The 14,426-nt window shown below is 49.7% G+C and carries 18 protein-coding genes; 14 read left to right on the top strand and 4 right to left on the bottom strand.

Annotation, left to right across the window (positions count from 1 at the left end; genetic code table 11):
- The 7 genes from B5G03_RS17920 to B5G03_RS16670 all read left to right on the top strand — a co-directional run.
- Positions 1–374: hypothetical protein (locus tag B5G03_RS17920; protein ID WP_242962516.1), on the top strand; the 374-nt coding region annotated here is incomplete at its 5' end.
- Entirely contained in the window at positions 364–804 is a 441-nt protein-coding gene (locus B5G03_RS16695) for a hypothetical protein (protein WP_087182796.1), read from the top strand. The genes B5G03_RS17920 and B5G03_RS16695, both read left to right, overlap by 11 nt.
- Before the next feature lie 180 nt (positions 805–984).
- Entirely contained in the window at positions 985–1,683 is a 699-nt protein-coding gene (locus B5G03_RS16690; RefSeq protein ID WP_087182795.1) for a DUF2345 domain-containing protein, read from the top strand.
- 12 nt (positions 1,684–1,695) lie between these two features.
- Positions 1,696–2,088 (top strand): phage tail protein, encoded by a 393-nt coding sequence (locus tag B5G03_RS16685; protein ID WP_087182794.1) that lies wholly within the window; start codon positions 1,696–1,698, stop codon positions 2,086–2,088.
- A gap of 12 nt (positions 2,089–2,100) precedes the next feature.
- The gene (locus tag B5G03_RS16680) at positions 2,101–2,415 is read left to right on the top strand and encodes a GPW/gp25 family protein (protein ID WP_087182793.1); all 315 of its coding nucleotides are present in this window, start codon (positions 2,101–2,103) and stop codon (positions 2,413–2,415) included.
- The gene (locus tag B5G03_RS16675) at positions 2,408–2,608 is read left to right on the top strand and encodes a hypothetical protein (RefSeq protein ID WP_087182792.1); all 201 of its coding nucleotides are present in this window, start codon (positions 2,408–2,410) and stop codon (positions 2,606–2,608) included. The genes B5G03_RS16680 and B5G03_RS16675 overlap by 8 nt, the downstream gene beginning before the upstream one ends.
- A gap of 20 nt (positions 2,609–2,628) precedes the next feature.
- Positions 2,629–2,943 carry a hypothetical protein gene (locus B5G03_RS16670; protein WP_087182791.1) on the top strand — a complete coding sequence of 105 codons (315 nt, stop codon included), beginning with the start codon at positions 2,629–2,631 and terminating at the stop codon, positions 2,941–2,943.
- Between the two features lie 154 nt (positions 2,944–3,097).
- On the opposite strand, the gene B5G03_RS16665 is transcribed toward B5G03_RS16670, so the two are convergent.
- Positions 3,098–4,039, bottom strand: coding sequence for a hypothetical protein (locus tag B5G03_RS16665; protein WP_087182790.1), 942 nt, complete (start codon positions 4,037–4,039; stop codon positions 3,098–3,100).
- Positions 4,040–4,752: 713 nt separating this feature from the next.
- Between B5G03_RS16665 and B5G03_RS16660 the strand changes: the two genes are divergently transcribed.
- From B5G03_RS16660 to B5G03_RS16650, 3 genes are all read left to right on the top strand, one after another.
- Positions 4,753–6,057: an RNA-binding domain-containing protein gene (locus B5G03_RS16660; RefSeq protein ID WP_058966210.1), complete on the top strand. Its 1,305-nt coding sequence runs from the start codon at positions 4,753–4,755 to the stop codon at positions 6,055–6,057.
- 25 nt (positions 6,058–6,082) lie between these two features.
- Complete coding sequence (locus B5G03_RS16655) at positions 6,083–8,965, top strand: TOTE conflict system archaeo-eukaryotic primase domain-containing protein (RefSeq protein WP_087182789.1); 2,883 nt, start codon at positions 6,083–6,085, stop codon at positions 8,963–8,965.
- Positions 8,966–9,546: 581 nt separating this feature from the next.
- The gene (locus tag B5G03_RS16650; protein ID WP_058966206.1) at positions 9,547–9,804 is read left to right on the top strand and encodes a hypothetical protein; all 258 of its coding nucleotides are present in this window, start codon (positions 9,547–9,549) and stop codon (positions 9,802–9,804) included.
- A gap of 206 nt (positions 9,805–10,010) precedes the next feature.
- On the opposite strand, the gene B5G03_RS16645 is transcribed toward B5G03_RS16650, so the two are convergent.
- Together B5G03_RS16645 and B5G03_RS16640 are read right to left on the bottom strand one after the other, a co-directional pair.
- Entirely contained in the window at positions 10,011–10,388 is a 378-nt protein-coding gene (locus B5G03_RS16645; protein WP_087182798.1) for an MmcQ/YjbR family DNA-binding protein, read from the bottom strand.
- A gap of 286 nt (positions 10,389–10,674) precedes the next feature.
- The gene (locus tag B5G03_RS16640; RefSeq protein WP_140401735.1) at positions 10,675–11,214 is read right to left on the bottom strand and encodes a TetR/AcrR family transcriptional regulator; all 540 of its coding nucleotides are present in this window, start codon (positions 11,212–11,214) and stop codon (positions 10,675–10,677) included.
- A gap of 90 nt (positions 11,215–11,304) precedes the next feature.
- On the opposite strand from B5G03_RS16640, the gene B5G03_RS18045 reads away from it, so the two are divergent.
- Both B5G03_RS18045 and B5G03_RS18040 read left to right on the top strand, forming a co-directional pair.
- Positions 11,305–11,856, top strand: coding sequence for an SDR family NAD(P)-dependent oxidoreductase (locus tag B5G03_RS18045; RefSeq protein ID WP_162613450.1), 552 nt, complete (start codon positions 11,305–11,307; stop codon positions 11,854–11,856).
- Entirely contained in the window at positions 11,810–12,205 is a 396-nt protein-coding gene (locus B5G03_RS18040; protein WP_162613449.1) for an SDR family oxidoreductase, read from the top strand. The genes B5G03_RS18045 and B5G03_RS18040 overlap by 47 nt, the downstream gene beginning before the upstream one ends.
- A 473-nt stretch (positions 12,206–12,678) precedes the next feature.
- Here B5G03_RS18040 and B5G03_RS16625 read toward each other — a convergent pair whose 3' ends face one another.
- Complete coding sequence (locus tag B5G03_RS16625; RefSeq protein WP_087182785.1) at positions 12,679–12,900, bottom strand: hypothetical protein; 222 nt, start codon at positions 12,898–12,900, stop codon at positions 12,679–12,681.
- 208 nt (positions 12,901–13,108) lie between these two features.
- Here B5G03_RS16625 and B5G03_RS17485 point away from each other — a divergent pair, with 208 nt between their 5' ends.
- Together B5G03_RS17485 and B5G03_RS16620 are read left to right on the top strand one after the other, a co-directional pair.
- Positions 13,109–13,276, top strand: coding sequence for a hypothetical protein (locus B5G03_RS17485; protein ID WP_162613448.1), 168 nt, complete (start codon positions 13,109–13,111; stop codon positions 13,274–13,276).
- 121 nt (positions 13,277–13,397) lie between these two features.
- The coding region (locus tag B5G03_RS16620; RefSeq protein WP_206423648.1) for a hypothetical protein at positions 13,398–14,426 on the top strand (1,029 nt) is incomplete at its 3' end.

Genomic DNA, 14,426 nt, shown 5'->3' with positions numbered 1-14,426 from the left:
ATGGTGGTTTGCGAGGAGTGCGGAGAGGTGCGAGCGTTCTGCTCAAAGCGGGAGACTTACAGTTTCCGGTGCGACAAGTGCGGGCACGAAACAGCCCTGGAAAATCTGCGGCCCATGTAAATGCCATCAAAGATACCATGTGGAAGTTCTTAATGGACAAAGGGCAGAAATCAAACATTGATGCGCTGAAAGAATATGTGTACGACCTTATCAAAATGACCACACAGAAAGATGCCGGACAGAGACGGGTAAAATCCAATATAAGCTGGGACGAACTGGATATGGTCATTATGAGCATCGTGATAGAGGCTACGGCATTGGTCTTGTCGGGTGATCTGGATGGAGTAAAAAAGGAGGAGAGCGATGAACGTTAGGGAGATGGACGAACTGTACACAAAGTTTCTGGCGGTGACAGGGCTTCCGGCGGAAAGGATTTTCGATTTGTTCATTGCGGGGTACAAACTGGTTCCGCCAGCTCCGCCGATTTGCCTTGAAGTAGCTGCCGAAGGTTTCGATATTGAGCGTGAGTATACGCGGATGAAAAACGAAATGCAGGTCGTGAAAGCGGAAAATCGGAGATGGGGGCAAGTGTGCGAGGCGCAGAACAAAAGGATCGAACAGCTGGAAAAGGAACGGGACGAGGCGAAAAGAGAGGCTGCGCAATACAAAGCGTTTTTTGACGGCGTGGCAAACAAGCCTGACTGCAACACCTGCGTAAAAAAGGGGTGCGAACACAGACCGAAGCCGGGTGAAGTGACGCGGTTTAACTGCCCTCTATACTGCGGAAAGGAGGCTGCGGAGTGAAACGGAAAAAGCCGAAGTGCTATAAATCATACCGGCGGAACTGTTGTCTGGGGAGAAGCACAAGAATCGGCATGACGGCGGCCCGCTGTCTGCGGTGCAAGTGGTTGGAGCGAGGACTGAAAAATGAATAGCGAGGAGAAATGAGAGTGGGAAACAAGAATAAGCAACGGAGAGTACAAAATGCCCGTGGTGGGCCAGGTGGTAAGCGTGGCCCACACAAGCAGCGGCCATGCAGCGGCAACGACCACAGGGACGGTATGGAATCAAACAAACACCCCGGCGGAAGGGTACAAAGGACTATACCGGAAGGAATACGCAAGCCAAAAGGGAAAGGCGTACGACCGATACGACGAAAACACCGGCGTGTTTACGCAGTATGTGGACAAGCGCACCGGACGGAACTGCAACGGGGAAATCTACGACGAAGCAAAAGGCCCTGTCAGCACAGTGGCAGGAGGACAGGTGCAGATCACCAGCACAAAGTCCAGCGTGGGCCTGAACGCCAACGCGGGCGTGGGCATAATAGCGGGAACATCGGTGAGCATAGAAGCCGGTGGCTTTGTGAGCATAGAAGCCGGTGGCGGAATGAGCATAGCTGCTGGCGGAGACCTGGATCTGTCGGTGACGAAAAAGATGTCAGCGGAGATCAAAGAAGGGCTGGAGGTAGAGGTAGAGGGCGGAGAGGCAAAGATCACCATAAATGGCACGGTTATCACCGTGACAGAGGCTGGTGATGTGTCGGTGAAAAGCCCGACCAAAATCGAGCTGGAGGCCCCAGAGATTAAAGCAACGGCGGAAACCGGAGACATCGAGATACAGGGAATCAGCCTGGTAAACCATACGCACAACGATGGTGCGGTTAAAAAGCCGGATCAGTAAGGGGGGATATACATGGCACTGGGCAGCTTCATGGGGCAGACCTTCACGGTGAGCGACCGGAAGATCCTGACACCCAGCAATTTGAAAGGGCAATCCGGGAGCGAGTGGGCAACACACAACCGAACGGGGGCAAAGGCGAGAAGCCAGTGGATCGCGCCGAAGCTGAAAAAATACTCCTATGACCTGCTGCTGCGGGCGCAGGATGGGGTGAACCCGAGAAGTGTTATGCAGCACTTCCAGGACTGCGCAGAGCGGGCCGTGGCGGACTATTTCATTGTGGGCAATTCGCCAATCTCCCCGTACCCGTTCAAGATCGTGGACATCAGCGACGAGTGGGCGGCGGTGCTGCACTCCGGCGTAATGGTCGAGTGCAAAGTGACGCTGACCATCGAAGAATACCTGTGAGGAGGAAAGACTATGTTGAGCACGGATGGCGCGGTAGTCGAGATCCTTCCGGGAAAACCAAACGACAGCGTAGCGGAAGAAGTGCTGCGAAACCTGCAAATCCTGTATGGAACAGTGGCTGGAGAGCAGGCGCTGGATCGAGAGTTTGGGATCGACGGGAGCATCATCGACGGCCCGCAGGAAAACGCGCAGGTGCTGATGGTAGCCGAGTATGTGCGTAAAACCGAACGGTATGAGCCGAGAGCCAAAGTGGCCCGGGTGGATTGGACGGCGGGAAATGCGCCGGATGGAAACATGACCCCAAAGGTGGTGATCGAACTTGTCTAATATTGCAGAACTGGCAAACTGCCCGGAACTGAACTTCATTGAACACATGCTGAAAGAGCAGGAGAACCAGGGAAAGCGGCTGGAAATTCTGGAAGGTCGGGACGGAGAGCAGTGGCGAAAAGTTGTTGGCTATGCGATCACTGCGGTGCTGGGAATTGCCCTCGGGTACATCTTTAAGCAGATTGGAATGTAAGCGCGGGGAGGCGTAGCGATATGGAAAACAAGGAGGGAAAGGCAGCGGGGGAAAAGCGAAGCATCAAGGTCATGAATTTGATCCTGGTGATCGTTGGAATTTCTCTGCTGGTTTTCACCATTGTCATGATCCAGATATTCCAGATGTACGGATCGGTGCCTGACACGCTGGTGACCTGCGTATACGCAACCCTCGGGGGCGAGTGCGGAATTATGGGGTGGATCAAAACCACGAAAGACCGGACGCGCGAGAGAAAGTGGGAGAAACAGGATCAGCGGGAAGCAAAGGAAGAGGCGATGCAGATGATGTCTGGGGACACGGCAGATGGAGCATGAGGGTACAAAAACGAAAAAATAGGGAGGGCCGCGCACGCGGCCCTCCTGTATTTTTGGAGGAGTGCAACATGGAACAAATCCCTCTTTTTTATGTGGAAGAACCGAAAATAACGAAAATAACCTTCCTGCAATGGCAAGGGGAGGTTCGTGAATCTTACATGGAGATCCCCGCGACCAGCTGCTCTATTTCCCGAGAAATACGGGACAGCTCTGCGTCCGTCTGATTCATCAATGTGTGTAAATGATTCAGAACACTTTCAATCTGATTTCGCACGCGCTGTACCTGCTGTTGGGACTGGTGAATCTGATCCAGTACAGCCCAGTCGGCAAAGATCCCATCAAAGAAGTAATCGGCCACACGCAGAAAACCATCAATGCTGACCTGAATGTCCGCATCAATCGTCACGTCGGCCAGCTCGGTTTTGAAGCGACGCAGCTGTGACTGCAGGGTTTCCACAGAAGCCTGTGCCTGGTCCAGATGATTGTGCTTTGCCAGATCTGTGAGCAGTCCGCCGCCGACCAGATCCCAAGTTCCCCAGCTTTCTGCGCTGTTCAGTTCGAACAGAATTTGATCCGCGCAGGACAGTGCGGCATTCCCGGCACTCATCGCTTCCTGCAATTCCCGCTTTTGGCTGTCCAGGTAGCCGTTTCGATCTTCCAGCTGCAGGATCTTTTCCGCAGTGAGCCCGCCCGCAGCTTTTACGGCAAGTGTTTTTTCCTGCAGAACGGCATCGTAGCGAGCCTCACAGCCCCAGAGCGAGTTCCGCTCGTCTTCGCATCGCTTCAAATCCCGTTCAATGCCTTCCAGCTCCCGGGCGGCGGCATCGTATTTTACCTGAGCCGCATAGGCTTCCTGCTGCTCTTTGGTCAGTTTTTCATTCATCTTGCCGATCATCTGATAAAAGAAAGCAGCCAGACTGCGCCCCTCCAGCCGTTCCACATCCGCCTGTTCGTCAGCAAGGAGTTTTCGAAGCTCATCCGCACGGTCGGCATAGGCTTTGCGCTGGGCGCGCAGTTCCTCTATGGAAGCATCCAGCTTTTTCTTGCGGGCGCATTGGGCCTGTAACTGACGCAGCTGTTCATCATAGCATTTCATGAGCAAACATCCCTTCCTGCATGACTGCATTTCGTACCTTCCGGATGACGAAGTGTGCGGAATTTTGGAACCGTCTTTATAAAAACGATACAGGAATTCAGACAGGGTGTCAATAGAAGGGAAAACTGCTCCGCATTTTCCGGAAATGGGGAGGGAATCTTCTGTCAGGCGGGCGAAAAAAGGGGACTCTACTGTTGTTCGGTTGCCACTCAGCCGGATCACTGGTATGATTTTCTCGAGGTGAGCGGAGTGTTTGCAATTGATAAGGAAAAATTCGGGGCCTTTGTGGCACGGCTGCGCGAGGAGAAGGGGCTGGTTTAGAAGAAAGTGGCAGAGCGGATGTATGTGTTGGATAAGGTTCATAGCTGAATTAAAAAATTGTTTGCTGATTTTTCTACCGCCTTCTTTGAACCTTTTCGCTGCTCCGGCAGTTCCCACTTTTCGCCCTGCTTGGTGCAAGGAATCCTTTCGCCTTTTTGGGATTTGTATGGGATTGGATTCGGTGTATTATAAAGACGTTCCGCCCGGTTTTAGGGGGCGATGATAGGCCAATCACCTCAGAACAGAGGAGCAGAAACTGCGCCGTATAAACCCAATAATCCTCTGGACTGTGGGTTTTGACAACACGGAACGATGCTCTTGGCAGATGAATATATTTTGACAAGAATGACAAGTATGAATATAATGAAAACTAAGAAAAGGAGGCACGATGTATGGTATTTGTTGAGAGTGAAGTTGTTGAACTAAAAGCAGAGGTTGTGGGAGATATCTGCAAAGAAGTCGTTGCCTTTGCCAACACAAAAGGTGGCACGCTATATATTGGCGTCAGTAATGACGGAACTGTCTTGGGGATCAAAAACACCGACCAAGTCATGTTGCAGCTAAACAATATGATTCGAGATTCTATTAAGCCTGATGTGACAATGTTTGTGGGCTATGAGACCCAGCATGTCGGCGACAAAGATATCATTGCCGTGACCATTCAAAAAGGAACCGACCGGCCCTATTATCTGGGCAGTAAGGGATTGAAACCCAGTGGGGTCTATGTCAGGAACGGTACTTCTTCTGACCCAGCTACAGATACTGCGATCCGAAGAATGATTAAAGAAACTGATGGCGACAGCTTCGAATCCATGCGTTCACTGGAACAAAACCTCAGCTTTGACGCGGCAAAGAAGCAATTTGAAAAGCAGAATATCCCATTTGATGCTGCAAAAATGCAGACCCTTGGGATGATTTCTGCAGATGGTATTTACTCCAATGTAGCACTCCTCCTGTCCGATCAGTGTCCCGGCACCATCAAGGCGGCGACTTTCTCGGGGGAAGATAAAGGAAGTTTTCAGGATAGAAGAGAATTTGACGGTTCGCTGTTTCAGCAAATGGAGGAGCTATACAGCTATCTCGATCTGCGTAACCAGACAAAGGCAACGTTTGATGGGCTATACCGAATCGATACACGGGATTATCCGGAAGATGCACTGAGGGAAGCGATGTTAAACTCACTGGTTCACAGAGACTATTCTTTCCGTGCAAGCACCCTTGTCAGTGTATATGCGGACAGAATTGAATTTGTCTCTGTGGGTGGGCTGCCAACTGGCATTGCACTTGACGACATTATGCTGGGACTCTCTGTTTGCCGAAATCCCAAACTGGCAGCCGTATTTTATCGTCTGCAGCTGATTGAGGCATACGGCACAGGTATGCCTAAAATCATAAACGCCTACACGGAGAAGGAGTTGAAGCCCAAAATCGAGGTGTCGAGCAACGCATTCAAAATCACGCTGCCAAACAGGAACGCCAGCGCAAATCATACAGTGACACTGGTTGGTACGCTCAAAAGCGAAGAGCAACAGATTCTGGATTTCATTGGTTCACATGGTCATATCGTGCGCAGTGATGTGGATCAGCTGCTGGAGGTAAGCCAGGCTACAGCCAACCGGATTCTGAAACGAATGGTGGCGGAGGGGCTCATTTATCAGATCGGAAACGGCAGGAAAACAAAGTATAGACGGAAGTAACTGCTGGTGTAGAAAGGGGCTGTGTATGAATCGAAAAGCGATTATCAGTGGACGGGAGTATACACTTCTTGAAATTGTCCCGTCTCTGGATGGAGAGCAGGCGCTGCTTCTCTGTGAAGATGAAAACGGCAAAAGGGCGGTTTGCTCCGAGCCGTTGTGGCGCAGCTGTGCGCGAACGGATGTACAGTCTGCCCCAGTTCACGCACATAGCTCCTCACGAGAAAAAATTCAGTATTTCCTCTCTGTTTTCAAAGGGCGGGAAGATGTATATGCACGCCGGTATCACAGCACGACCACCGGAAAAACCGGTTACACCCCTGTCTGTAAAAACGAATGGGTGCATGGCCTGTGTGATAAGAAGAAATACAGGTGCGCAGAATGTCCCAATCGCGAGTTTCGGCCGCTCACGGCCGATGTAGTCAAGGCGCATTTGATGGGCCGTGATGCTTTGTGCAGAGATGTGGCGGCGATCTATCCAATGCTGGAGAACAACAAAACCTGGCTGTTGGCTGCGGATTTTGATGAAGAAAACTGGAAACTTGATGTGACTGCATTTTGTAAATCCTGCAATGATGCGGGACTTGTACCGGCAGTGGAACGCTCTCGTTCCGGAAATGGCGCCCATGTCTGGTTTTTCTTTTCGGAGCCTGTTTCCGCCGCCGATGCCAGGCGCTTGGGGAGCGGTTTGCTGACTCGGACAATGTCGTGCCGGCATGAACTATCCTTTTCATCCTATGATCGTTTGTTCCCGTCTCAGGATCTTGTTCCGAAGGGCGGTTTCGGGAATTTGATTGCCTTGCCATTTCAAGGACAGGCGCAGAAAGACGGAAATTCTCTGTTTGTGGATGACCGCTTTGAGCCTTATCCTGATCAGTGGGCATTTCTGTCCTCCTTGCCGAAAATCACGCCGGAACAGTTGGAAGAAGTTTTAAGGAAACTGTGTTATCATGGGGACATGGGAGAATTTGCGGATGCTGAGGAGAAGCAAGTGCCCTGGAAACGCAAGCGAACCCAGACAAAACTGACGCGCAGAGATTTTCCGTTGCAGGTAAACCTGCATCGTTCTAATTTGATTTACATTGAGAAAAAGGGCTTCTCTCAAGGAGCGTTGAATACGCTCAAACGGCTTGCGGCGTTTCCAAATCCGGAATTTCGCTCCAAACAAGCCATGCGTATTTCCGTTTATGGCATTCCTCGTGTTCTGGACTGCGGCTATGAGGACGAGGAATACATCGCTCTTCCCCGTGGTTGTATAGATGAACTTCTGGGGTCATTGAATCAATATGAAGTCCCTGTTGTTCTGGAAGATCACAGATCACTGGGACATTCCATTGATGTGGAATTTAATGGAGTGCTGCGCCCAGAACAGGAACCTGCCGCCAGAGCGTTGCTGGATGCAGACATGGGTGTTCTGTCTGCAACGACTGCGTTTGGGAAAACCGTAATTGGCGCCTATTTGATTGGACAGCGCAAAGTCAATACCCTGGTATTAGTGCAGTCCAGTGCATTGTTGGAACAGTGGAAATCCTCGCTGGAACAATTTCTGAATATCCATGAAGTTCTGCCGGAACCGCCCAAAAAGCGGGGCAGGAAGAAAAAACAGCACCTCATTGGCCAAATTGGCAGCGGAAAGAATACCCGCAGTGGGATCGTCGATATTGCCACCATGCAGTCTCTGCTTGAGGGAGGAGAAAAGTCCGTAAAGTCTTTTGTGACAGAGTACGGAATGGTCATTGTGGATGAGTGCCATCATGTGGCCGCATTCACCTTCGAAACCGTGCTGAAAGCAGTGGAAGCCAAATATGTTTACGGATTGTCTGCCACCCCTGTCCGCAAGGACGGTCATCATCCCATCATCTTTATGCAGTGCGGCCCCGTCCGGTATTTGGTGGATGCCAAAAGTCAGGCGGAAAAGCGAAGATTCTCCCATATGGTCATTCCCAGATTCACACGTCTAAGACTGCCGAATGCCAACGGGATTCAGGATATGTACGCCGGTGTGATTGAAAATCACAACCGGAATGCACTGTTGGTGTCAGACACGTTAAAGTTGATTCAGGAGGGGCGCACCCCAATTCTTCTGACGGAACGGAAAGACCACGCTGTACTGCTTGCCGGTCATCTGTCAGGCAAGGTAAAACATGTTTTCCTGCTCATTGGCAGTGACAAGCAAAAGGATAAGCGTGAAAAGCTGACGGCATTGCAGAATGTGCCTGACGGTGAGGACGTGGTAGTCGTTGCTACCGGAAAATATATTGGAGAAGGCTTTGACGCCCCGCGGCTGGACACCCTGCTCCTGGCTATGCCCATATCGTGGAAAGGTACATTGGCACAGTATGCCGGACGTCTCCACAGAAATTATGAAGGAAAGCAGGAAGTTCGTATCTACGATTATGTGGATATCCATGTTCCGACTCTGGAGCGGATGTATCATAAACGCCTGAAAGGTTATGCGGAACTTGGATATCAGGTCAAATTCGGTGCAGCGGATCAGTCTGTCAGTGTGATTTATGATGGACACTCATCTATGCTTCCTTTTGAGCAGGACTTGGATGATGCCATCCGCAGCGTGGTTATCGTCAGTCCTTATCTGCAAAAAGAAAGAATCGTGAAATTGCTTCCCTCTTTGCAGAAGGCGGTCGCTTCCGGTGTCGAAATTGTAATCCATACCAGAACGTTAGATGGCAGAGAACTCTCAAATCAGGAAAGCGTGCGTGAAACGATCAAGATGCTGGAACTGGCGGACATTGTGGTTCATACGCACAAGGCGCTCAATCAGCGGTATGCCGTCGTTGATGAAAGCGTTGTGTGGTATGGAGGAGTGGATTTTCTTGCGTTTGGCAGAAAAGATACGGATGTACTCCGGTTCACAAATTCGGATATTGCCGGTGAATTTCTGGCACTTTGAGGTCATGCAGAAAGCGAACAACTTGTCATGGAAGATGTTTCTATGTAGGGGTCGTCTTCGAGATGTTTCCGTATTTGGGATTATAAGAAATGGAGGAAAAGGGCAGAGAAAAACCGCTGCTTTTCAATGCTCTTTAACCCTGCCTGTCAGTGCTTGATCCATCGTATTGGGTTCGAATGTCTGGGAATACAGGCCCGAAGCAGGTGTGCTATCAATTACGCAACACCCAGATATGGAGTTGTAGAACTGCCTGGACGTATTCTCTTGAATTATATTCGGCATGAGGGACTGCTGGTGGAAAGATATAATTGATACCATGGCGGCCAAGTTGAATGCGTATAACTGCAAACAGCGAAGCTGTGATGCTGTGCAGGACAACAGTAACTTTATTTCATTTCCAGCATGGTAGATGTACTGTTCTGGAAAGTTCAAAAGCAAGATTTTTCTGTCATGATTCAGAGCAATTTTACATCAGCAGAACTTCTGACTTGGCAAAGAATCAGGGCAGAGTCGGAGAACTTACTGGATAAAAACCGGAGTCCAGAATGATTAAATGACGAGTACAGAGAAGGGGGAAGGAAATGACCGACAATAAAGATCAAATTATAAATTTGTTTCGAGATGACAACGCCGAGACGGAAACCATGCGGAATTTTATATTGGGATCGCTGATCAGCTGCGAAAACAACGAGACGGAAGAAGATCGTTTGGGCAATATTGGGGCTTTGGAAAAAATCAGGAATGCTTTGGTGGGTGTGCCGGAGGCAGCCAAATCCTATGAGCAGGTCCTGGAACTTATTGATATTTTGAAGGAAGAAAAAAATAGCGGTGCGGACTGACGGAAATATATGCTTCCTTGGGATATGTTGGGCTTTGGGAAAGACAGAATAAATGTGCATCTATAATATGGGAGGGCCCATGAACAGGGAAGATCTGAAATTCAAGGATGAATGACCATCGAATCTGCAACCTGAAATAAACGGCGCAGGTATCACCGCATCAGTGATGCCTGCGCCGTTTATTTGTTGCTGAGCGCAAATGTTCTTTAGTGTTTCTTGGGCCTTGCCTTTGGTGCGGTTGCATCATAACTTGCATCGAGTAGCATTTTGATTTTGTCATCTGAAACGCTGCCATCCAGAGCAACCGTAATCCAACTGTCCTTGTTCATGTGATATGCTGGGAAAAAGCCTGGTTCGCACCTCAAAGAGCCGATCAGGAGTGTGTCGCACTTGAGATTTACTACATCCAAAAGATTGGAGCCCTGCAATCCCAGTTTGTTTTTGGGAATATCCATAATCAGGGCAAACCACTTTTGATTGTTGCTATGGCGAAATACTTCATAATTGGGATATTTCAGCCAGGGAAAATCCGATTCTACATTATAATTTTCGAAAATAAACCGTTTCAATTCCGCACGATTCATGGATGTCACTTCCACACTTTCAGTCTGTTTAAAGTATAGCATTATAGGGGGGAATACCAATTTCATGAGAACGACCTTTTGAAATCGCCGTCATTGAACGGTATCACCGCTCAGGCCCAATCGATGTGCATTGCGTTGGGTGACAGATGTGGATCCGTCATTTTGATTGTCCCCCAATTCGTAACGCTTCAATCCGGTAAATCGATTGGAATGATTTTATTATACACGGAAATTTTATCTTACACTATAAGTACATCCACAGTTCCCGGGATATCCCGCTATCCGATCATGTCAGCTCCATATATCCCTGCAATGACTCCATGAAAATGTGCGCCATCTCCTCAGGTGGTTCGGCAAAATCATTTTCCACCCAGGCACACAGCATGGCTGCAGAAGCTCCGGAAAAGAAATATGGCTGATATTTGTTGTTCAGCACTTGTAAATGCCGGATCTGCTCCAGTGTTTGTCGATAGAAAGCCATGCTCACCCGATCCAATAACCCTCGTTGAAGCAATGCCCGCAATTGCCGGCGGTATTTTAGAGCTGTCTTGAAGAAGTGCAGGATACATTCCTCCACATTGGCAGAAGACATGCTCTCTCTGGGATATGCCTCGGTGAAAATCCCATCCAGAAAGCGTTCGATCACCTCATCTCTGGTGAAGTAGTTGCGATAAAAAGAAGCTCGGCATACCCCGGCCCGATCCACCAGATCCTGCACGGTAATGTGTGCATAGTCTTTTTTCTCCAGAAGCTCAAACATCGCAATCGTGATGTATTCCTGCACTCTGCTTTGAGGCATGAGCCAGTTTCCTCCATTCTGTTTCATTTGACTTCAAGCCGCTTTACGCGCCGCTTTTTTCATTATATAATTTTTTCACAATAGAGACAAATGTCTACTGAAAGGGAGAATCGGACCATGAGTGAAGAAAGAAACAATCTGATGGATTATACCGATAAGGTGTGTGTTGTGACCGGGTCTGCCAGCGGTATCGGTCGGGCTGTGTGTGAGCTCTTGATTGCCCAGGGGGCTGTTGTCTATGGGTTAGACTGCAACGAATATTTACCCCATGGCATGGCACAGTTCATCCACACTGACCTCTCCGACAAAGCAAGTATTGACCATGCCTTCACCCTTCTGCCTGAACACATCCACTGCTTCTTTGGCGTAGCGGGTCTCTCCGGCGCCAAGACCGACTGGTGGACTACCTTCACTGTAAACTTCAGCGCGAACAAATATATTACCGAAACCTATCTGGAAAAGCGGATGAAGGAAGGTGATGCGATTGCCTATGTTACCTCCACCGGCGGATTACTGTGGGAAAAAATGGCAGAAAGAATACCGTGCCGTAATGGACTGCTCCACTTGGGAAGAGATGGCCGCTTTTATGAAAAAGGTCGCGCCCAAAAATGGCGTGGGCATCATGGCCTATTCGCTTTCCAAGCGGGCGATGAACTACTACACCAATAAGAAAGCAGTAGATCTGGCTTCCCGCGGCATCCGTGTAAACGCGGTGCTGCCCGGCTCCACCGATACTGGCATGAAACAGGAATTTGAGAAGATGGCCGGAGGCAAAGAGGCGCTGCTAAAAGAAAATGGTACAGCCGGTCGTTTGGCTACTCCTGCCGAGATGGCTGAACCCTTGCTGTTTTTAAACTCTCCGATGGCCCGATTCGTTTCTGGTCAACTGTTGATCGTGGATATGGCCAACAACTGTCAGATTGTGTTGGGCTACAAGAAGAGCCGGCTGAATGTACCGGTTGCGCTGAAGCTGTACAACACGAAGTTCTTCCAGAAGCAGCTGCAAAAGCAAATCTGAAACAGGAGTATATGAAGCGCTGTTCTCCATAAATTCACTCTGGTCTTTCTGCTTATTGAACGCCAATACAGCAATATCAATCTTTTTGAAAGTGTTTGTCGTCACTGAGAACTCTGATGACAGGTGATACGCACAGAGACCGGAAAAAATCTGTATGACTTTGCGTTCCGGGAGCATTTGCAAATCCTGGTGGAAGATAATCGACTGAAGAAGCTGAACCGGGAGAGTAATGGACAGATACGGCAGTTGATTTAATAAATTATAAAAAGAGGAACCTACCCGGTACCAATAAGGCTCTGGGTAGGTTCCTCTGCTTTATGTAAGGTTCTTTATCTCGCAATATGTAAACAGGCTTGGTTTATGGCTAGTGCAGTGGTCTCTTGAGGCATTGGGTTTCCAAAGCATCGTCTTTCGTATAGTTGAATGTGTCGGTTTGTGCTCAGGGGGGACCGACATCTTCCTGTAGGTCGGATTTAAATTGATTCAGAATTGGCTTCTGTATATTCCGCCAAATCGCTGCCGGCCAGATCCTCTTCAATCAAATCTGTAATATAGCCATTCACGCTCTTATTCAGCTGCTCCGCCCGCTTCTGAATGATTTCTTTCTGTCCCTTTTTTACTTTGATTTCAATACGATCATATGCCTTGGCATTATATTTGGCCGTTGCCCTTTTTTGGGCATCAGTATATGGCATTATAGGCACCCCCGTTTCTTTTACATTATAAGTATTTTAATTATATAGGAAAGCCGTTCTCGGCTCTACTGTCAATATGCACAATACATGGCCTATACTATCGTCAGTATTTTTCCGAGTTGCTACTTGATATACTGACGACAGTATATTATAATATAAGCACAGGGAAACCACTACACCCTATATATCTTGGATAGGAGGTATCAATATGAAACACATCCGCGCCCACTTCATCTACGAAGTGGACAACATCCCGGATCACCGTAGCAGGCAGTTTGGTCATTGTCCCTGCCTGCTGGCTGTGATAAAGATTGCTTTCCACACACGAAAAAAGCCGTATCTGAGCGGCAACTCAGACACGGCAAACGCAAAATGAACCGTACGTCAAAACAATCCAATCTGCCCTCTCATCATAACATGCCGGCCGCAACAAAACAAGCCGGAAAAGGGCAGTGGATCAAACACATTCCTTATAAATAAGAAAGAGAGGATTCAATATGAACAACCAGAACATGAACAACATCACCGCTGCCACCAACGAGAGCCACGAAATCGCTATCAACATCACTCGCAAGGCCTTTGTCGGGCTGGCCCGTCAGGGAATGCTCTTCCATCAGGGTATCCTCGAGGGGTGCGATGATGCTCTTGCCGCCGCACTGGCGGGCGAAAAGGCTCGGATCTGCGTGGCGCTGGCACCTGATGCAGACAAGAACTATATTCACCTGGCAGTGGCCGACTGGGGCTGTGGCATGGATCTTGCCGCACTCACCAATGCGCTTCAGCTGGGCAGTGCTCCGCTGACCAACAGCCGCCTGAATGAGCACGGATATGGTCTCAACAATGCGCTGGCCTGCCTGTCCGGCGGCACCGGTGACTGGTGCATCTACACCCGCAGTCAGCCCGGCCCTTATTACAAAGTGAGCGGCCCCTTTGACCTGAAGATGACCGTAACCGAGGAAAACAATCTTCAGCTGCCCGAGGGCCTGAATCTTCAGTGGCCTGATCCCTCCACGGTTATCTATGTGCGGGTGCCGATGGCTATTGCCCGCACCCTGCAGCGGCAGGGCAACCGGAAGCTCAGCGATCTGGCCACTCTCCGGCTGTGGCTGATCGAGCATCTGGGCGTTGCCTACCGGGGCTACCTGGAACTGGATCCGGTCACGCTGGAGCCCAGCGCCAAGATCGCGGTAACGGTAGGCCAGAGCAGTATGCTGGTTCCGCCCATCCAGGTTCCCATGATGATGGCGCGCACCGAAAAGCTGGAAGTGGAACTGGGTGGCCAGATTGTACCGGTGATTTATGTCCACGGTACCCTCGATAAATCCAAGCGGGATCATCTGGTACTGGGCGGCAAGGCCCGGTATTACTATCAGGGAACCCAGCCCACGCAGGGCATCGATATCCGGCTGGGCAAGCGGGTGATTGCCACCGCTCAGCTGGGTGAGATCTGGCACAAAGAAGACGGCACGCCCATTTCCCGGCACAACAGCTACAACGATTTTGTGGGCGAGCTGATCCTGCCGGAG

The organism is Gemmiger sp. An50, from assembly GCF_002161595.1.
Lineage (GTDB): Bacteria > Bacillota > Clostridia > Oscillospirales > Ruminococcaceae > Allofournierella.
This window is presented reverse-complemented; position numbering and strand designations above follow the sequence as displayed.